At 40.4% G+C, this 16,689-nt stretch carries 11 protein-coding genes and 3 tRNA genes; 1 reads left to right on the forward strand and 13 read right to left on the reverse strand.

Features of this window, described 5'->3' with window-relative positions:
* Positions 1 to 50 precede the first annotated feature (50 nt).
* On the forward strand, positions 51 to 776 hold the full coding sequence (locus AB7942_RS27855) for a hypothetical protein (RefSeq protein ID WP_369449373.1): 726 nt from the start codon (positions 51 to 53) through the stop codon (positions 774 to 776).
* Between the two features lie 92 nt (positions 777 to 868).
* On the opposite strand, the gene AB7942_RS27860 is transcribed toward AB7942_RS27855, so the two are convergent.
* From AB7942_RS27860 to AB7942_RS27920, 13 genes are all read right to left on the reverse strand, one after another.
* Positions 869 to 1,597 carry a CBS domain-containing protein gene (locus AB7942_RS27860; RefSeq protein ID WP_369449374.1) on the reverse strand — a complete coding sequence of 243 codons (729 nt, stop codon included), beginning with the start codon at positions 1,595 to 1,597 and terminating at the stop codon, positions 869 to 871.
* A gap of 128 nt (positions 1,598 to 1,725) precedes the next feature.
* The gene (gene dacB, locus AB7942_RS27865; RefSeq protein WP_369449375.1) at positions 1,726 to 3,195 is read right to left on the reverse strand and encodes a D-alanyl-D-alanine carboxypeptidase/D-alanyl-D-alanine endopeptidase; all 1,470 of its coding nucleotides are present in this window, start codon (positions 3,193 to 3,195) and stop codon (positions 1,726 to 1,728) included.
* A 191-nt stretch (positions 3,196 to 3,386) separates the two neighbouring features.
* On the reverse strand, positions 3,387 to 4,661 hold the full coding sequence (locus tag AB7942_RS27870; RefSeq protein ID WP_369449376.1) for a glycosyl hydrolase family 18 protein: 1,275 nt from the start codon (positions 4,659 to 4,661) through the stop codon (positions 3,387 to 3,389).
* A gap of 99 nt (positions 4,662 to 4,760) precedes the next feature.
* Positions 4,761 to 7,355, reverse strand: coding sequence for a polynucleotide kinase-phosphatase (locus AB7942_RS27875; RefSeq protein WP_369449381.1), 2,595 nt, complete (start codon positions 7,353 to 7,355; stop codon positions 4,761 to 4,763).
* Positions 7,355 to 8,698, reverse strand: coding sequence for a 3' terminal RNA ribose 2'-O-methyltransferase Hen1 (locus tag AB7942_RS27880; RefSeq protein WP_369449377.1), 1,344 nt, complete (start codon positions 8,696 to 8,698; stop codon positions 7,355 to 7,357). The genes AB7942_RS27875 and AB7942_RS27880 overlap by 1 nt, the downstream gene beginning before the upstream one ends.
* Positions 8,699 to 8,817: 119 nt before the next feature.
* Positions 8,818 to 11,391, reverse strand: coding sequence for a DEAD/DEAH box helicase (locus AB7942_RS27885; protein ID WP_369449378.1), 2,574 nt, complete (start codon positions 11,389 to 11,391; stop codon positions 8,818 to 8,820).
* Positions 11,392 to 11,469: 78 nt separating this feature from the next.
* Entirely contained in the window at positions 11,470 to 11,661 is a 192-nt protein-coding gene (locus AB7942_RS27890; protein WP_088088520.1) for a YbxH family protein, read from the reverse strand.
* Between the two features lie 114 nt (positions 11,662 to 11,775).
* Positions 11,776 to 14,445, reverse strand: a complete 2,670-nt coding sequence (ppdK, locus tag AB7942_RS27895; protein ID WP_098935091.1) for a pyruvate, phosphate dikinase — start codon at positions 14,443 to 14,445, stop codon at positions 11,776 to 11,778.
* A 2-nt stretch (positions 14,446 to 14,447) separates the two neighbouring features.
* Positions 14,448 to 15,263: a pyruvate, water dikinase regulatory protein gene (locus AB7942_RS27900; RefSeq protein WP_214717437.1), complete on the reverse strand. Its 816-nt coding sequence runs from the start codon at positions 15,261 to 15,263 to the stop codon at positions 14,448 to 14,450.
* A gap of 17 nt (positions 15,264 to 15,280) precedes the next feature.
* Positions 15,281 to 15,922: a transcriptional regulator CcpN gene (gene ccpN, locus AB7942_RS27905; RefSeq protein ID WP_483310937.1), complete on the reverse strand. Its 642-nt coding sequence runs from the start codon at positions 15,920 to 15,922 to the stop codon at positions 15,281 to 15,283.
* Between the two features lie 260 nt (positions 15,923 to 16,182).
* Positions 16,183 to 16,253 (reverse strand) — tRNA-Trp (locus AB7942_RS27910).
* A gap of 5 nt (positions 16,254 to 16,258) precedes the next feature.
* Positions 16,259 to 16,343 (reverse strand) — tRNA-Tyr (locus AB7942_RS27915).
* 26 nt (positions 16,344 to 16,369) lie between these two features.
* Positions 16,370 to 16,445: transfer RNA gene (locus tag AB7942_RS27920), tRNA-Thr, on the reverse strand.
* Positions 16,446 to 16,689: the final 244 nt, after the last annotated feature.

Here is a 16,689-nt window from a genome sequence, read left to right on the forward strand (position 1 = left end):
CAAAGTTGGTAATAATAACCTCGATTAACTTTGAAAGGATGGGATGTTTGATGTCGTTAGAATGGTTTGACAGAGTTTGTGGAGATCTGCAAGAACACCTGGAATCTATTTGTGAAGAATACGATCAGGTTGGCCAAATGACAGTTGAAAGAGCTGCCAAACATCCAAGGATTGAGTTTTATGTCGATACCGCAGATGTTGATACCGAAGAACTGGAGCGTGATTATTTTTGCTCACTGTTCTTTGATCCGCAAAACGAAGAATTTTACATCGATACCTTCGATGTGGACAGCGGACATACGGCGAAGGTCATCCTTTCAGACATTGAAGACATTATCGAGGAAGTTCACGCCAGTCTTCATGATTACATGAACGGTGATGATCACTATACAGATGATGGGGTCTATCTTCAGACCAGCGAGGTCTTTGATGATGATGTTGAGGTCGAAACAGTTTATGTGGAAGATGATGAGGAAGAAGAGTATTATGAAGCGGAACAAGTCAACAGCGATGACATCTTTGAGGAAATTGATGTTGATTGGTCCACCCCTGAAGTAACGGCCTTCAAACATGAAGACGAAGTCGAAGTAACCTATCAATTTGGATTGGTGCAAGCTACTGGAGACGGTGTTCTCAAGCGCGTTAACCGGATTTGGACGACGGACGATGAATTAATCAAGGATGAGTCCCATTTCATTTTTAGTAAAGAAGAAGCAACCACCATAATTGCGATGATTGCCTCCCATATGGACCAATTAAGCGAGTTTGAATTTTAAGCAAAATTAGCCGAATACAACGAGCATGCCTGAGCGGTATGCTTGTTTTTTTTCCAAAAATAAAAGTTCTCCACGGTAGGAGAACTTTATGATTACTCAACCGTGTAATCAATTTGAATTAGGTCCCAAGCAGTGATTATGCCAAGGGGGGACTCGTCCGCTTTCCCATGTTCAGTGATAATGACACCTTCTATTTTCCGCTTCTTCTTATGTGCTTTTTCAAAAATATTTTCTACCTCAAAAATATTAATATCTTTTGGGACGATTTCTATCGGATGTTCCTTCTCATATGTCATTATATCTGACACATGTATATCGGAAAGGTTAACAGAGCTGTTCTCCATATTTTGTGACATCCATTTCACAATCGAACTTGCTGTAAGTAAGCCGACACATTCTTTGTTTTTATAGATTGGAAACTTTGAATACCCGTGTTCTTTAATGGCGGCGGTTACCTTTAAGATACTGTCACGATAATCAAAGTACACTACATTTTTGGTAGCAATCGACAATGCATAATTAGGACGGCTAAAAACATTGGCGATTTTTTCAATATGAGAAACAACTTTAGCATTGGGCTCAGCAATATAAAAACCAATCTCCATTTTTTCATGGACAATTGCATTTCGCAGCCTGGCATATTGCTCTAAATCCTTTTTATAAGTCTCAATGATTTGATATTTTTTCGCACCAACCTTCACAAGGACAACAAATCTGTCATCATTTATTTGGACGATATCCCTCAATGCTTCGTGTACTTGGTTGTATGCTACCTCAAACCGTTCAGAAAGTAACTGTCCTTGTTTTTTATTCATATTCATTTGACTCTCCCATGGTATAGCTCTTTTTTATTATTTATTCATTATAATAATAGTAAAATCAATACTGCGAATTTTCAAGAAATTATTTACACATTGTTAAGTTCCATCTATCTATTTGAGTCGATAGGTTATTGATTGGCTAAAATAGTAATCAGCAGATCCTCCACCTTTTTTCCCTTTGAATCATCCATTAAGTTATTTAAAAGGATTGAAAAAATTAAGGTTTGTCCACTTTTTGTTTTCACGTAGCCTGATATTGAACTCACCGTTGAAATGGTCCCCGTTTTTGCGTAAACTTTTCCTCGAACCAAAGGATCCTTCATCCGATTTCTTAAAGTTCCGCCGACCATCTTTTCACTTTCACCGGCGACAGGTAATGAGTGAAGATAACTAGGAAACCACTTTTCCTTTTGGACGGCAAATAACAGCTGCGTCAGCTGGTTGGCTGGAATCAAGTCGACATGTGAAACGCCCGAACCATCCCTTAGCACCAATGTGTTGGGGTTAACCCCGTATTTTGTAATCTCATTTTTTAAAACGCTTAGTCCCTTTTCCCAGCTTCCTTCCCCTTTCACGACTCGACCCATTTCCTTAATTAATATTTCAGCATGGACGTTATTGCTCAGTTTCATAAACGGAACCAGTAGCCCAGATAACGGCATCGATTGATGTGTCGTTAAAATTCTTGCGGTGTCAGGCACCAATCCTGTTTTTAGTTTTCCTGTCACCTGTATCCCGTGTTCTGTTAAGGATTGGTTCAAAAGGGACACGACATATCGAGTGGGTTCCCAGACACCAATCCATTCCTTTTCTGTTTTTGCCTTTGTTGGGATGGTTCCTTCGATTGTTACGATGTTCCTCGCGTGTTCCCGTTCGATGGTGATATCCTTTTTACCATCCACCGGACCGGTTACCGCGTGGTTGTTTATTTTTAGATAATTTGTCTTCGGGGTTATTTTCACGATCGGCTTGTTACCTTTTTTTGTTCCGGGCTGCACGAGTACCTTGACCGATCCGGCATCAAAGTCTCTGGTCGGTGAGGCGGTGAGTGCGGAAATCTGTGCGCCGTAATGGGTTGTTTCGTCGCTCCAAGGCAGGTCGAGCGAATAGCGGACATTATCATACCAGGAATCGTCTCCAACAAGATTTCCTTTTATCTTTTTGATGCCGCGCTTCTGAATGTCCTCAGCCATTTTATCAAAGTCAGATTTCAATAGGGTTGGGTCACCCTTCCCTTTTAAATACAGATTCCCATGGAGTGTTTTCTTTTTCACTAAGCCATCCGTATGGATCTCCGTCGTGAAGGTGTGGTCTTCTCCGAGGATAGTAAGGGCGGCTGCAGCTGTTAATAGTTTCATATTGGAAGCAGGTCTTAAACGGATGTCGCCTTGGTGGGCATAGATGATTTTTCCGTCCGTAGCCGTACGGATGCTTATGCCGGCAATTGCTCCTTTTAATGCCGGTTCGTTATTAATTAGTTGATTAATCTGCTGGGTCATATTTTCGTAACCGTATATGGCGTTTACTTTTATAGAAGGAACGGATGCGGCAAGCACCGTAATGAAGATGAGGGTGTAATATTTAAGTCTGTTAATCAAGCTTTGGTTCCAGCCTTTCCTTTTTCCTAGAGTTTGTCCGAAAATAACAAATAATATCAGCGATGATTTTTTTATTGGACAACCGCAAATTTTACAATTTTTGTCTAAATGTACAAAACCCTTTGAAAATCGTACAAAACATCTAAAAAATTGCACAAAAGCAAAAACCTCCTGCCAACCACCGTGTAATTTTATACGATTCTCTTCACCACGTTGATATTTTTACTAAGATATGCCCAATTTTGCGGTGCCGGCAAACTTATTTGCCAAAAAGTCGTCCCAGCTAATTGATACATATCAATTAACCTATACTTTTCTATAAAACTCCTAATATCTTCAAACCATACCACATGCTCCTCATTACCCTGCCAGTAGCGAAACCAAGGTGCCCTAGCCGTGATATCAAACTCGATGTTCTCAGGCAGTGATATCGCTTTATTTTGAGCTGCAAGTACCGAAAAGGCTTGGGTTGCATTCGTACCAACAACCTTGTCATACCCATATAACGCCACGGCGATTTGCAGTTTACGAGAATTAATTTGTGTCACCGAGTATTGAATCACTTGCTCCAGCCACGGAATCGGGGCAATCGGATCGGGTGGACCCCCCGGGTAGCCATAATCCATGGTCATCACCGCCACGATATCAGCCACATTGCCAATCGACGCATAATCATAAGCACCAATGATTCGATTCGTTGGAATATCAGCTGTTTTGGCGTGAACATTTACTTGTAAAATAAGCCCGTCTAAGCTGCGCTTTAATTCTGTTAAAAATAAATTAAAATCATTTCGTCTAGCCGGTGGAATAAATTCAAAATCGATACTGACGCCACCGAACCCTCTTTGCCTGGTTAAGTTGACCAAGCTCGCTACCAAATTTCCCCGATAGGTTGGATTTTCCAGGACACGCCCTGCCAACTCCGCGCTGAAATCATTTCCGGCAAGATTTCGGACCATCAATAATGGGATGATCTTCAATTGATTACTTCTTGCAACCAGGGCTTCATCCTCGCTCACATTAAACGCATAGCCTTCCTCTGTAAACGAATAAGCGACAATCGCTAAAAAGGTTAATTGGTTAGCTAAACTATTAATTGTGGCAAGGTTTGCACTTTCAGATGATGGCACTAAAAACCCAAGTGTTTCGAGAGATAATCTTATTGGAGTGGGAACATTTATGATTTGGCCGATTACGAGCATGTTGGGATTAATCCCTGGATTTGCAGCGAGAATAACCGAAGCTTCGACCCTAAATTGTTGAGCCAGCTGCCAGATGTGATCGCCTGCTTTAATTTGATAGTAGCGGAGTGGAGGCAAGATATCCGGTAGATAAAGTGCAAGACCCGGGACGATGGAACTTGCTGAAGGTAACCCATTTAGCTCTACAATCGTTTGAATTGAAACCCCATACCTCGTGGATATCGCCCACAAATTTTCACCTGCGATAACAACATGAACAGCCATTTTCTCACACTCCTTCATTACTATCATATGGGCGAAAGCTGATAAGTTATTACACATAGAAAAACGAACTTGCCGACTGACAAGTTCGTCTTCCTATACCTATAGTCGCGGGTCAATCGGATCCGATTCCAGCGCCAGGATAGCTAACACACATTCATGGTAGCGCTCCAGTGAATCTTTTCTAACAAAACGATTCACCGCTTCCACACCTAAGGCAAATTCCTTTAAGGCATTGCGTTGTTTCTTACCTGCATTTCGCTGCTTAAGACGGGAAAGATTTTCTGGTTGTAAATAATCGATGCCGTAGATGATATGCAAATATTTTCTACCTCTTACTTTAATGGCCGGCTGGAGAAGCTTACCTTTATGTCGTGCCACATAAGACTCCGGTTTGACAACAAAGCCTTCATGTCCATCCTCCGTCATTTCTTCCCACCATTCGATGGCCGATTTCATGGAGTCTTCATCGTTAACAATTCGATACTCCGTTTCCATGAACAAATCCGAAAGGACGCTAAATTCTTTATTTTTCTCCATATGCCACGTGTGCGGTTTATCGAAAAAGGTTTCATTACTGTGGGCAAGTGTGTGAAAAGGAGCAATTTCAATTCCCGCTAAACCTTCCGTTTCCCAGCAATACTTTTGATACACTTCGTTAAACACTTGGGCATTGCGTATCTTTTCATCCGTTTCCTCGAGCCAACTTGAAACATCCTTACCGTTATCCAAAGCTTTTTTCAACTGCTCCTGTAATTTACTCCGATCAAGCAATGCCATCTCACCAACATGAGCATATTGATTCATAATTAATTCCTTTGCTTTTAGATTCCACGGAAGAATCTCAGCGTCCATCAGGACAAAGTCAGTGTTGTATTTTTCAAAATAACCACTCAAGTCAGTATTTAATACATGTAAAATTTGTTCCTCCAAATCTTTTTTGAAAAAGGCACGGCCAGTTCGCGTGTATATTGAACCTAATGTTTCCCTGCCGATATACTCTTTAGCGATTTCTTTATTTTTAAAAAGAAACAAAATACCCCGGCTGCCCATATGCTTTTTCTCGACAACCATCGTGTCAACGCCATTTCCTTGGTAGTATTCAAATGCATCGATTGGATGCTCTAAGTATCCCGCTAAACTCGATGGTTTCGGTGTCGGGCTCATCGTCGGCGGAAGATAGACAATCTCCTCAAGCGGCAGTGCGTAATGGGAAAAGTCATCCAGTGCTGCCTTCGTACTATCCGCATAAATTGCAATCTCCCCATACAGTTCCGTTAATACCGAATATCCTTCTAAAAATTTTGCGATATTGGGCGGTGCCAGCCTTTTACTTTCCAATACCTTTAATGGATTGTCCGACACATTTGCATAATCTGCTTTCGCTTTGACAGAAACAAATTTCCTTTCCGGAAAACAATATGCCGTTAGGTTGCCACCAAAAACAATTCCTTGGTCAATATTGAGGGTGTTATTAACCAATAATGGATGCGTTCTAGGATCATGCCCCCAAAGAATAAGTTCACTGGACTGATGAGCAATTGACCAATCTTTTCGGACAGGTTTGCCGTTTTCGTCGAGGCCATCCGAGTCTCCGTACCGACAGAAATCGGAAATGCGCGGCGATTGTTTGCCGATATAATGGTCCTTGATTCCTGCATGGACTGCAACAGCGACGTTGACTCCATTATTCTGGATAATGTAATGTGATTTTGCTTCTAACAACATGTCTCTTATTTGTTCCTTTAAACGATCGGCCAAATCTTTACCAAATTTACTTTCATACTCATCAAATTCAGCCTTTACATTTTCATCACCATGAGCAAGCTTTACATCCTTACCATCAAGCCAGCGGGCGATTTTCCAACCATGATTACTGTCAATCATATAGGCAAGTCCTGCTGCCACATGCTTTTGAAAAAATTGCAGCGTCTCGATCGAACGAGGTCCCCTACTCATCACATCCCCAAGGGAAAGGATTTTCCGCCCTTCTGGATGGATAAAATAACCCTCTTCATTTTCTATATAACCAAGCTTTGACAAAATTTCGCTAAACTCTTCAAAGCAACCGTGAATGTCCCCAATAAAATCAATGCCATTGCCAACATCAATTAGTAATGGATTACCAAGACGGTTCACATTTAAGACTTGCAATTCTTCTTCACCGAATATGTAGAAGCGCCGAAAGCCCTCCTTTTTAATGGAGCGAAGCGTCTTCTTGAAATGTTGGTATTGCTGCTTGATACGGTTTTTACCTCTTGGGAAATCCCTCACTAAGTCACGTCTTAGTAATTCAGTTTCTGCCAAATTCAGCACGATTGCAATGGCCGGAACATGATACCTCTTTGCCATTTGCAGGTATTTTTCACGCTCGTAATCACGTAAATGAGTAGCATCGATAAAGGTTAATTTATTGAGATGGCAACGTTTGGCAATGATATAATCCATCGCTTCAAAAGCTTCTTTTGAAATTTGTTGGTATTCATTAAAAAGAGCATCTGCTTCATATTTAGGTCGCCGATTCCAATCAATAAATTCAACATCGCTAACTAAAACACGGAACTGATCGGAACTTACTACTTCCGATGCATAAATCTGTTGTTCTTGAATTAATTGATTTATTAAAGTCGTTTTACCCGAATTGGACGGGCCTACAAGTAGGACGATACCCGCATGAGGCAAATTAATTTTCGCCATCATCCCTCCTCCCTTCTGAAAATGACCATTTGAGTAGGATGCCCGAATTGTTGGTTTTCTTCACCGATGCCTTGATAACTTACTTGGTATGGATAGATTTTTGTCAAAGCTTCCACTTTTTGGCGAAGCTGAGCCCTTGTCCATTCAAAGCGATGATCATGGTGTCTCATTTCCTCATTCATATCATAGACAACATTGTATTCTTGGTTAGGCGTGGTCACGATCAACACTTCTGGTCGATAGTCTTTAAAAATCGTCTCGAATACCCTTGCTAACCTGTATTCATCAATATGTTCAATCACTTCACATAAAACCATGACATCCTTGTTACTCAACCGTTCATCATAGTAAAATAACGATCCTGCTAAGGACTTGGGTTCTACAAATCCACGTTTCTCCTTTGCATAGTCGAATCGTTCCAATGCCTTTAACCGAGCTTTATTCGATGGTTCAACAGAAAGTATCTCTTGCACCCCTTTAATAAATCCCAGCTGAACAGATAACTTCCCTTCACCAGCACCAAAGTCAACAATGGTGGCTTTTTTTGACAGGGCCTCAATATATTTAATAATCGCTTCGTAACGAAGGTCATTTAAACGGATTTTCGGAGGTTCATGCTTCTTCTCGATTTTCGTCTCTTTTTCATAGAATCTTGACTGTGAAATCACCTTTTGAAACCGTAACGAACGTTTTAAAATCAGCGCCTTTTGTGGATGTTCCTCTAACCATCCTTCCCCGTAGCGGTCCAACTTTTCCAATTCTCTTTCGTCAATAAAATAATGCTTATAGTTATCAATAACGGGAATTAAAATCGAAATGTGTTTAAGTGCATTCTGGAGCGTTTGTTTCCCTAACAGGGTAATAAAACGGGCAGAGCTTTTTTCGCGAATAAAACTTTCCCCGTATTCCATCTTGATGGTGTAACCCATTGGAGCAAATAACGCTTCAAGTTCCCTATTGCTCAAATCAGTAGCAATCGGCCCAAAGGTTAATTCCATTTCAAAGGAATGCTCGACCCATGAAGTATATTCCTCTGCAGGTTTCCCATTCAGTGCAGTACCCAACGCTTTACGAATCGAGGAAACAAAAATACTGCTTGCCGCAAACTCGCGGTCATTTATGTAATGGGTAATATCAAAAGAATCCGGTGAGTTTTTCACAAGGTCAATTGGATCCGTTTTAACGTAGATTAAAAACTGTACTTCCTCGCTTGAAAAAGTCGGGTAGACCAGACGGACAGTCAACCCTTTCTCTCCACGCTCATATAGGTTATTCGGATTTTTAGCTATAAGGTAAGAAACCGATTCAACACCAGGGCCTCTTACTGTTAATGATAGTTGCATTCTTTTTCACTTCACTTTCATGGGACGAATTATCAGAGTTTTATTTTAACATATTTACATTAATTTGGTTTTAATTTAAGAATAACCCGGGTTCCTAAGGTTAGAACACCGGGTTATTCTTAATATTCATCATATCGATATCTTCTAGTCTTAGCTGCATAACAAGCCTCACAAGTCGGAAACGAATGATCCCATGGCAGCTTCTTTCCGCAGGTTTTGCATTTTTTAACGAATTTATTTATATCCGTTTTTAAGCGGTCCTGCACTTTATCGCTGACCTCTTCTCGTAGCCGCTCCCAATAGATTGCTGTCGTTCGCTCCCCTAATCGATATAAAAATAAAAGATGGAGCCCAATTGCTTTGTAACTGAGTTCTAATTCCTCCAAGCTTCGTTCCTTTACAATCGGTTCTGGGAGTTCTCTCCCATGGATAATGGCATACATTTTTTCTTCCCATTGCTTCGTTAATACTGGCTCATTTTTTGAAAAAGGCAGATGTAAAAATCCATAAAGGTCCATTAAGGATAATCGTGCTTCAATTTCAGTACCTGCTACCATTTGATACAACGACTTTTCCTCTGCAAGGGAAGCTTTTTTTGTTCCGTTTGGACTTTCAAATTTCCCCCATAATTCAAAAAATGTACCTAAGTCGTGATAATACCGTTGAAAGCGTTCAAAAACTGAATTGGTTGGTGCAATTGCAAATGTATGAACAGGCTCATCCTCCTGCAATAGCAAGTTTCTCATTTTTCTGATATCACTAGTAAAGGCCACTTTGCCAATATTGTAAATACCTTTTCGACCTGCACGTCCAGCAATTTGCTTCACTTCTTGTGATGTCAGCAGTCGTCGTCTAGTCCCATCAAACTTATCATTTTCTAAAAAAACAATCCGTCGAATCGGCAGATTTAAGCCCATTCCAATCGCATCTGTAGCAACGATGACTTTTGTTTTTCCAGAGTTGAATTGCTGAATTTGCTTTTTTCTTGTTTCTGGCGGCATGCTGCCGTAGATCATGCTGACAGTATGTCCGTCATTTTGCAGGCGTGAGGCGGTTTCAAGAACACGCCTTCGTGAAAAACAAATCAGCGCATCGCCTTTTTTAATGTGTTTAATATGAAACTCCTTCGTTTCAACCTCAAGAGGAGTATCACGGCTGTATTCATGAACTTCGATATTGGAATTACCTAAAAGCTGGAGCAGCATGGTTTTTGAATTCCTGCTTCCTATGATATGTACTTCCTCTGCATTAGCTTTCGTGATAGCCTTATACCAGGAAAAACCACGATCTTTATCGGTAATCATTTGTGCTTCATCAATGACGATTATTTCATAAAACTCTTTTTCGTGAAACATTTCCACGGTGCAGGAAGTATGATTTGCACCTGGGGTGATTTTTTCCTCTTCTCCAGTTTTTAAGGAACACGGCGTCCCCTCAGCGTTTAATTTATCAAATACCTCAAGTGCTAATAATCGAAGCGGAGCTAAATATAACCCGCTATAAGCATCTTTCATTCTTTCTAGCGCATGATGGGTTTTCCCTGTATTGGTTTCGCCGATGTGCAAGACATAACGGACCTGACGTTGTAACGAAGGGTCGTATTCCGTTGCAAAGATTTCCTTCATCACCCGCTCTTCTTCTGCTTTTTTCCGCTCGAGTTCTTCTTGCGCTTCTTTTTGTTTTTGCTCGCGCGCTTGGAAGTCTTTTTCAAAAATTTCTTTATGAACCTTTGCATCAAAAGGTATTTCTGCCAAACGTATTAAGTCCGACAGGTATTCAGCTTGGATATCCTCAATAAAATAACCCTCGACATCATAAAGAATCTGAGCAATGCTGCCCTTTACGAAGGACGCCGATAGTTTCTCAAGAAAGGTTTCATGAAAATCATCCTTAAGTTTTTCAGAAAGCTGCTCTAATATTTTTTCCGGAATAAGCTCAGTCAAATAGTCAGCAATTAAGCTTTCATAAACGAAAAAATAGGTTTGATATTCATAAAAACTCCTGCCCCAATTCAAAGTTTTATGGATATCCCCTGTCAATTCTTCAAAAAAGGTAGCAACAGTTGTATAGGCTGAGGGGTTAAAATGACCTTCATCCACTAATTTTTCTTCTAATGCAAAGGTATCAACCGATTGAAACTTTACATTATTTTGTAGGTCAGCCACTAGTTGTATGGCAACGAAGTAACGAACATATAAATAAAGCTGCTCATATTGTTCTTCCAAGATTCCAACAGCGGCATCTTCAATCTCACTTCTAATCAATTGCTTTTGTTCTTCGAGCTGTTTTTGTTCTTCTCGTTTTATAAAATTAACCTTCGCCTCCTGATACTGTTTCTCCCACTCTTCTTTTTTACCTAAAAATGTTTCATGAACCCACCCCATCGTATCAAAAACATGATAGGTTCGCATTTCATCCCTAAATAACTTGTTGATTAGTTTCTTGTCGATTCCCTGTACCTCGAAGCCTTTATCAGTTAAATATTGCTTTTTTTCATTCCTTGGAACATCATTGGTGGACTTATTCAGCCAAACATTGGTCCAAATTTGCTCAACATAATGACTTCTGTCAGTGAGGTATTGTTCAAAGGTTGGCAGTGTTTCCTTCGTTTCGAAATAATGGTTCATATCTTCATACACTTTCAATTTTGTATGTTCTATCGCTTGAGGGTATATAGTGGTTAATTTATTCATGGATTTCCCTCCATTTCTATAAAATGGTTTATAATATCCATTCTATCACAAAACAAAAAACCGAACAAGTATTCGGTTTTAAAGTTGATGCTGGTTGCAATATTGATCAACCAGGTCTTCTATTTGATCCAGTTCAGGAAACTTCCCAGAAAACTGGAATTTAATTTCTTCAATAAAGTTCTCTTGATTATACACATGTATGGCCCCATTTTGTTGAATAACACTAAATTCTGGTACAAATCGATAACCGCTGCGTTCAATAGCCCCCATTGTAAGTCTCCTTTAAAATAATTTTTTTATAGTATTTGCATAATATAGGCGTCTATCCAATTACATTATTATAAAGAGGGATGGTGCATACTGCACACATCCCTCTTTTTTCCTTTATGCTGTTGTAAATACTTCTTGTTTATTTTGTTCATGACGAATGGTTGCTTGAGCTGCAGCCAAACGTGCTAGTGGTACACGGTATGGCGAACAACTGACATAGTCTAAGCCGGTTTTGTAGCAGAAATCAATCGAGCTCTTTTCGCCGCCATGCTCACCGCAAATACCTGTTTTTAATGACGGTTTTGTTCCACGGCCAAGCTTCACCCCTGTTTCAACAAGCTTACCTACGCCTTCTTGATCAAGGACAGCAAACGGATTATCCGGAAGCACTTTATTTTCAATGTAAGCTTGCAAGAACTTGCCTTCCGCATCATCACGACTGTAACCAAATGTTGTTTGTGTTAAATCATTTGTCCCAAACGAAAAGAAATCAGCTTCCTCGGCAATTTTATCTGCAGTTAAAGCAGCACGCGGAATTTCAATCATGGTTCCAATCGTGTACTTGAAGCTTTTTCCAGTTTCCTCCTGGACAAGTAATGCCGCATCGATCACCAATTTACGCATATCCTTTAATTCATTCACATGACCGACCAAAGGAATCATGATTTCTGGTTGTACTTCGATGCCTTTGTCAGCGAGATTAGCGGCTGCATAGAAAATGGCTTTTGCTTGCATTTCATAAATTTCTGGGTAAATCATCCCAAGGCGGCAGCCACGGTGGCCAAGCATAGGGTTAAACTCATCTAATTGGCGGACCTTTTTCAGCAATTGCTCTTTTTTCTTCAATTCTGGTGATTGTGGATCTAAAATCTGAAGCTTCGTTACTTCCACTAACAGTTCCTCTTTATCCGGTAAGAATTCATGTAAGGGTGGATCTAGTAAACGGATAGTGACAGGTAATCCTTGCATAGCTTCGAAGATTCCTTCAAAGTCCCCTTGCTGCATGGGCAGTAACAGGTTCAAAGCTTCCATTCTCTCATTATAAGTTTCAGCTAGAATCATTTTTTGCACGGTTGGAATCCGTTTTAAATCCATAAACATATGTTCAGTACGGCATAAGCCAATTCCGCCTGCCCCAAATTCAAATGCCTTTTTTGCATCTTCTGGGTTATCTGCATTGGCACGGACCCCTAATTTACGCTCTTGGTCTGCCCATGCAAGCAACATTTGAAACTCATCCGATAGTTCTGGGTCAATCATTGGAATCTCCCCAAGCATAATTTCACCCGTAGAGCCATCAATCGTTATGATATCTCCATAATTAATAACTGTATCACCAATTGTAAATTGTTTAGCTTTCATATCTATCTTTAATGCTTCACATCCGCAAATACACGCTTTCCCCATACCACGCGCGACAACTGCAGCGTGGCTTGTCATGCCGCCTCGACTTGTCAATATTGCTTGCGATGCAACGATACCATGGATATCATCTGGAGTGGTTTCAGGACGAACAAGAATTACTTTTTTTCCATCATTATTTAATTGCTCTGCTTCATCGGCATCAAAAACAACTTGACCTGTCGCTGCACCTGGTGATGCTGGCAAGCCTTTTGCTAAAACTCTCTTCTCAAATTTGTCGTCAATCCGGCGATGCAGCAGTTGATCTAATTGTTCCGGGTCAACACGTAGCAAGGCCGTCTTTTTATCAATGATTCCTTCTTCAACCATTTCCACGGCGATTCGAATCGCTGCCTGCGCCGTTCTTTTTCCATTACGGGTTTGCAGGATAAATAACTTACCACCTTCAACCGTAAATTCGATATCTTGCATTTCTTCGTAATGCTGTTCCAAGCGCTTGCAAGTATCAGTGAATTGCTTATATACTCCTGGCATTTCATCTTTTAAAGTAGCGATTGGCTGTGGAGTACGAATCCCTGCCACCACATCTTCCCCTTGGGCATTGATTAAGTATTCACCGTATAGGACATGCTCACCAGTCGATGGATTTCTTGTGAATGCTACACCTGTGCCTGAATCATTCCCCATGTTGCCAAACACCATACTTTGAATATTTACAGCTGTTCCTAAATGGTCTGCAATTTTGTTAAGGCGACGGTAGACTATCGCACGCTGATTATTCCAAGAGTTAAAGACTGCATGAATCGCAAGGAATAGCTGCTCTTTTGGATCTTGCGGGAAATCCTTTCGTTTATGCTTTTTAACTATACCTTTATAGCCAATAATCACTTCTTTCCAGTCATCAGCACTCATTTCTGGGTCGGAGGAATAGCCTTTTTCCTCGCGTATTTCTTCTAATAATTGTTCAAAATAGTAGGTATCGATATCTAGTACAACATTACTAAACATTTGTATGAAACGACGGTAGGAATCATAAGCAAACCGTGGATTATTGGTTAATTCTGCTACTCCGATAACGGTTTCATCATTCATTCCAAGATTCAAGATGGTATCCATCATCCCAGGCATGGAGAAAACAGAACCAGAACGTACGGAAACGAGCAAAGGATTTTTTGGGTCGCCAAGCTTTTTGCCCATTTTTTCTTCAAGACGGGTAAGAGCCTCTAAAGTCTGGACTTCAACAAAGGTTGGAATGGTTTTGCTAGCTTCATAGAATGCATTGCAAGCCTGTGTAGTGATTGTAAAACCATACGGAACCGGAAGACCAATACGCGTCATTTCCGCTAGGTTTGCCCCTTTTCCCCCAAGTAACCCCTTCATATTGCCATTTCCTTCATGAAATAAATAAACGAATTTTTCCATTATTAGTAGCTCCTCTCTTTTTTTAACACGTCTAAAATTAAGCCAGCTGTTTCTTCAACAGCTTTATTTGATACATCAATAACAGGACAGCCTAAGCGTTTCATTACTTTTTCAGCATGATCAAGTTCCTCAAGAATTCGCCCAAAGCTTGCATAGTTAGCCTGTGAGGCTAACCCTAAAGCCTTTAGACGTTCCTTGCGAATTTCGTTTAATTTATCTGGTGATATTATTAATCCAATACAATTCTTACGGGGTATTTCAAATAATTCATCTGGCGGCGGCACCTCTGGAACCAAAGGAACATTGGCCACTTTAAAGCGTTTATGTGCTAAGTACATAGACAAAGGGGTCTTCGATGTACGTGAGATTCCGACTAGAACAATATCCGCCTTTATGATTCCTCTCGGGTCACGCCCATCATCATACTTAACGGCAAATTCAATTGCTTCAATTTTCCTGAAGTATTCTTCGTCCAATTTTCTCATCAATCCAGGTCGATGATTCGGCTGTTTATTGAAGCTTGTTTCAAACGCATTCATCAACGGACTTAGTAAATCTACAGCAAAAATGCTCTCTTCTTTTGCACGTCGATCTAAATACTCTTTTAATGATGGAATAACGATCGTATAGGCAATAATCGTACGTCCCTTTTTTGCTAGTAAAATGATATCTTCAATATCTTCAAAGTCATCCACATAGGAATTACGGCGAATTTCTACCTGCCCGCCATTAAATTGTGTTGCCACTGCTTTTACTACAAACTCAGCAGTTTCTCCTACTGAGTCAGATACAACATACACAACTTCTTTCTGTACCAAAATGGCAGCCACTCTCCTTAGTTTGATTTGTTTTCCATGATTTCTAAATAGGCCCGCGTTATGGTGGTTTTGGTAATTCTTCCTACCAGCAAATATGTACTTTTTTGCTCCTCTATTTCCTTTACAACTGGTAAGGAGTCAATGTGATTATGGATCATCTTTTTGGCTGCTTCAAGCAAAGTCTCTTCAGGATTAATTGTAATAATATTTGGCATTCTAGTCATGATGACACTGACAGGCAATTCATTTAGATTTTGATTTCCTAGTGATGCTCTGAGCAAATCCTTACGGGAAACAACCCCGGCTAGATGTCCTTTTGTATCAACCGCATAAAGTGTGCCCACGTCCTCTAAAAAGAGCTGCACGATCGCATCATACACGGAGGTTGATTTCTCAACGACAATCGGGTGGGCTTTATAATCCGATACCTTTTGGTGGATAAACCTTTTAGCCTGTTGCTTTGCTTCAAAGCTTTCATTAAAAAAATAACCTACTCGTGGCCTTGCATCTAAGTTACCTGACATCGTTAATATGGCAAGATCGGGTCTTAGTGCAGCTCTAGTTAATGAAAGTCTCTCAGCAATGTCTTTTCCTGTAATGGGACCGTTTTGTTTAACAATCTGGAGGATTTCATCCTGACGTTTAGATAATTTAATAATTACCACCCCCTTATTCTACATTAAATATGTTATATTCAATAGATTCATTGTATATGTGTTATACTTATTTATATATAGTATATTACATTAAGTTATAAACCGAAACAATAAGTTTTATTTTTTTTTACAAAATATTAAACTATGTTTTTTTTATAAGAAGCCCAAACAAATTAATCCCGCCGCATGCAACAAAAGAGGCAAAATAAAAAAAGGCAAAAAAAATTCCAAGCATATACTTGGAATTTTTTTTGCCTTTTTGACAGGGGCAGTAGGAATTGAACCCACACTGAAGGTTTTGGAGACCTTAGTTCTACCTTTAAACTATGCCCCTAAACATGGTGGAGGGGGACGGATTCGAACCGCCGAACCCGGAGGGAGCGGATTTACAGTCCGCCGCGTTTAGCCACTTCGCTACCCCTCCACATATTATATTCTCTGTGTAACTTCTGGTGCCGGCGAGAGGACTTGAACCCCCAACCTACTGATTACAAGTCAGTTGCTCTACCAATTGAGCTACCCCGGCGTAAAGTTTGGTATATTATTTAATTTATGCACGCTGTCCTAGTTATCGTCATCCTGACCTCAGGAAGTTTATGCAAGCAGCAACTCGGTCAGTATGCTGAAGATAATTCAGGAAGCATATTCGGTCGTGCTCTACCAATTGAGCTACCCCGGCAAGTTTTTTAATATAAATGGTGGCTCAGGACGGAATCGAACCGCCGACACAAGGATTTTCAGTCCTTTGCTCTACCGACTGAGCTACTGAG

The sequence above is a fragment of the Neobacillus sp. BF23-41 genome, from assembly GCF_041106275.1.

Excerpts from the sequence above, each read along its gene's own strand:
- AB7942_RS27875 (WP_369449381.1), bottom strand. The coding sequence starts at position 7,355 with ATGGCGAAAATTAATTTGCCTCATGCGGGTATCGTCCTACTTGTAGGC.
- AB7942_RS27855 (WP_369449373.1), top strand. The coding sequence starts at position 51 with ATGTCGTTAGAATGGTTTGACAGAGTTTGTGGAGATCTGCAAGAACAC.
- AB7942_RS27870 (WP_369449376.1), bottom strand. The coding sequence starts at position 4,661 with ATGGCTGTTCATGTTGTTATCGCAGGTGAAAATTTGTGGGCGATATCC.
- AB7942_RS27890 (WP_088088520.1), bottom strand. The coding sequence starts at position 11,661 with ATGGGGGCTATTGAACGCAGCGGTTATCGATTTGTACCAGAATTTAGT.
- ppdK (WP_098935091.1), bottom strand. The coding sequence starts at position 14,445 with ATGGAAAAATTCGTTTATTTATTTCATGAAGGAAATGGCAATATGAAG.
- AB7942_RS27860 (WP_369449374.1), bottom strand. The coding sequence starts at position 1,597 with ATGAATATGAATAAAAAACAAGGACAGTTACTTTCTGAACGGTTTGAG.
- AB7942_RS27880 (WP_369449377.1), bottom strand. The coding sequence starts at position 8,698 with ATGCAACTATCATTAACAGTAAGAGGCCCTGGTGTTGAATCGGTTTCT.
- AB7942_RS27885 (WP_369449378.1), bottom strand. The coding sequence starts at position 11,391 with ATGAATAAATTAACCACTATATACCCTCAAGCGATAGAACATACAAAA.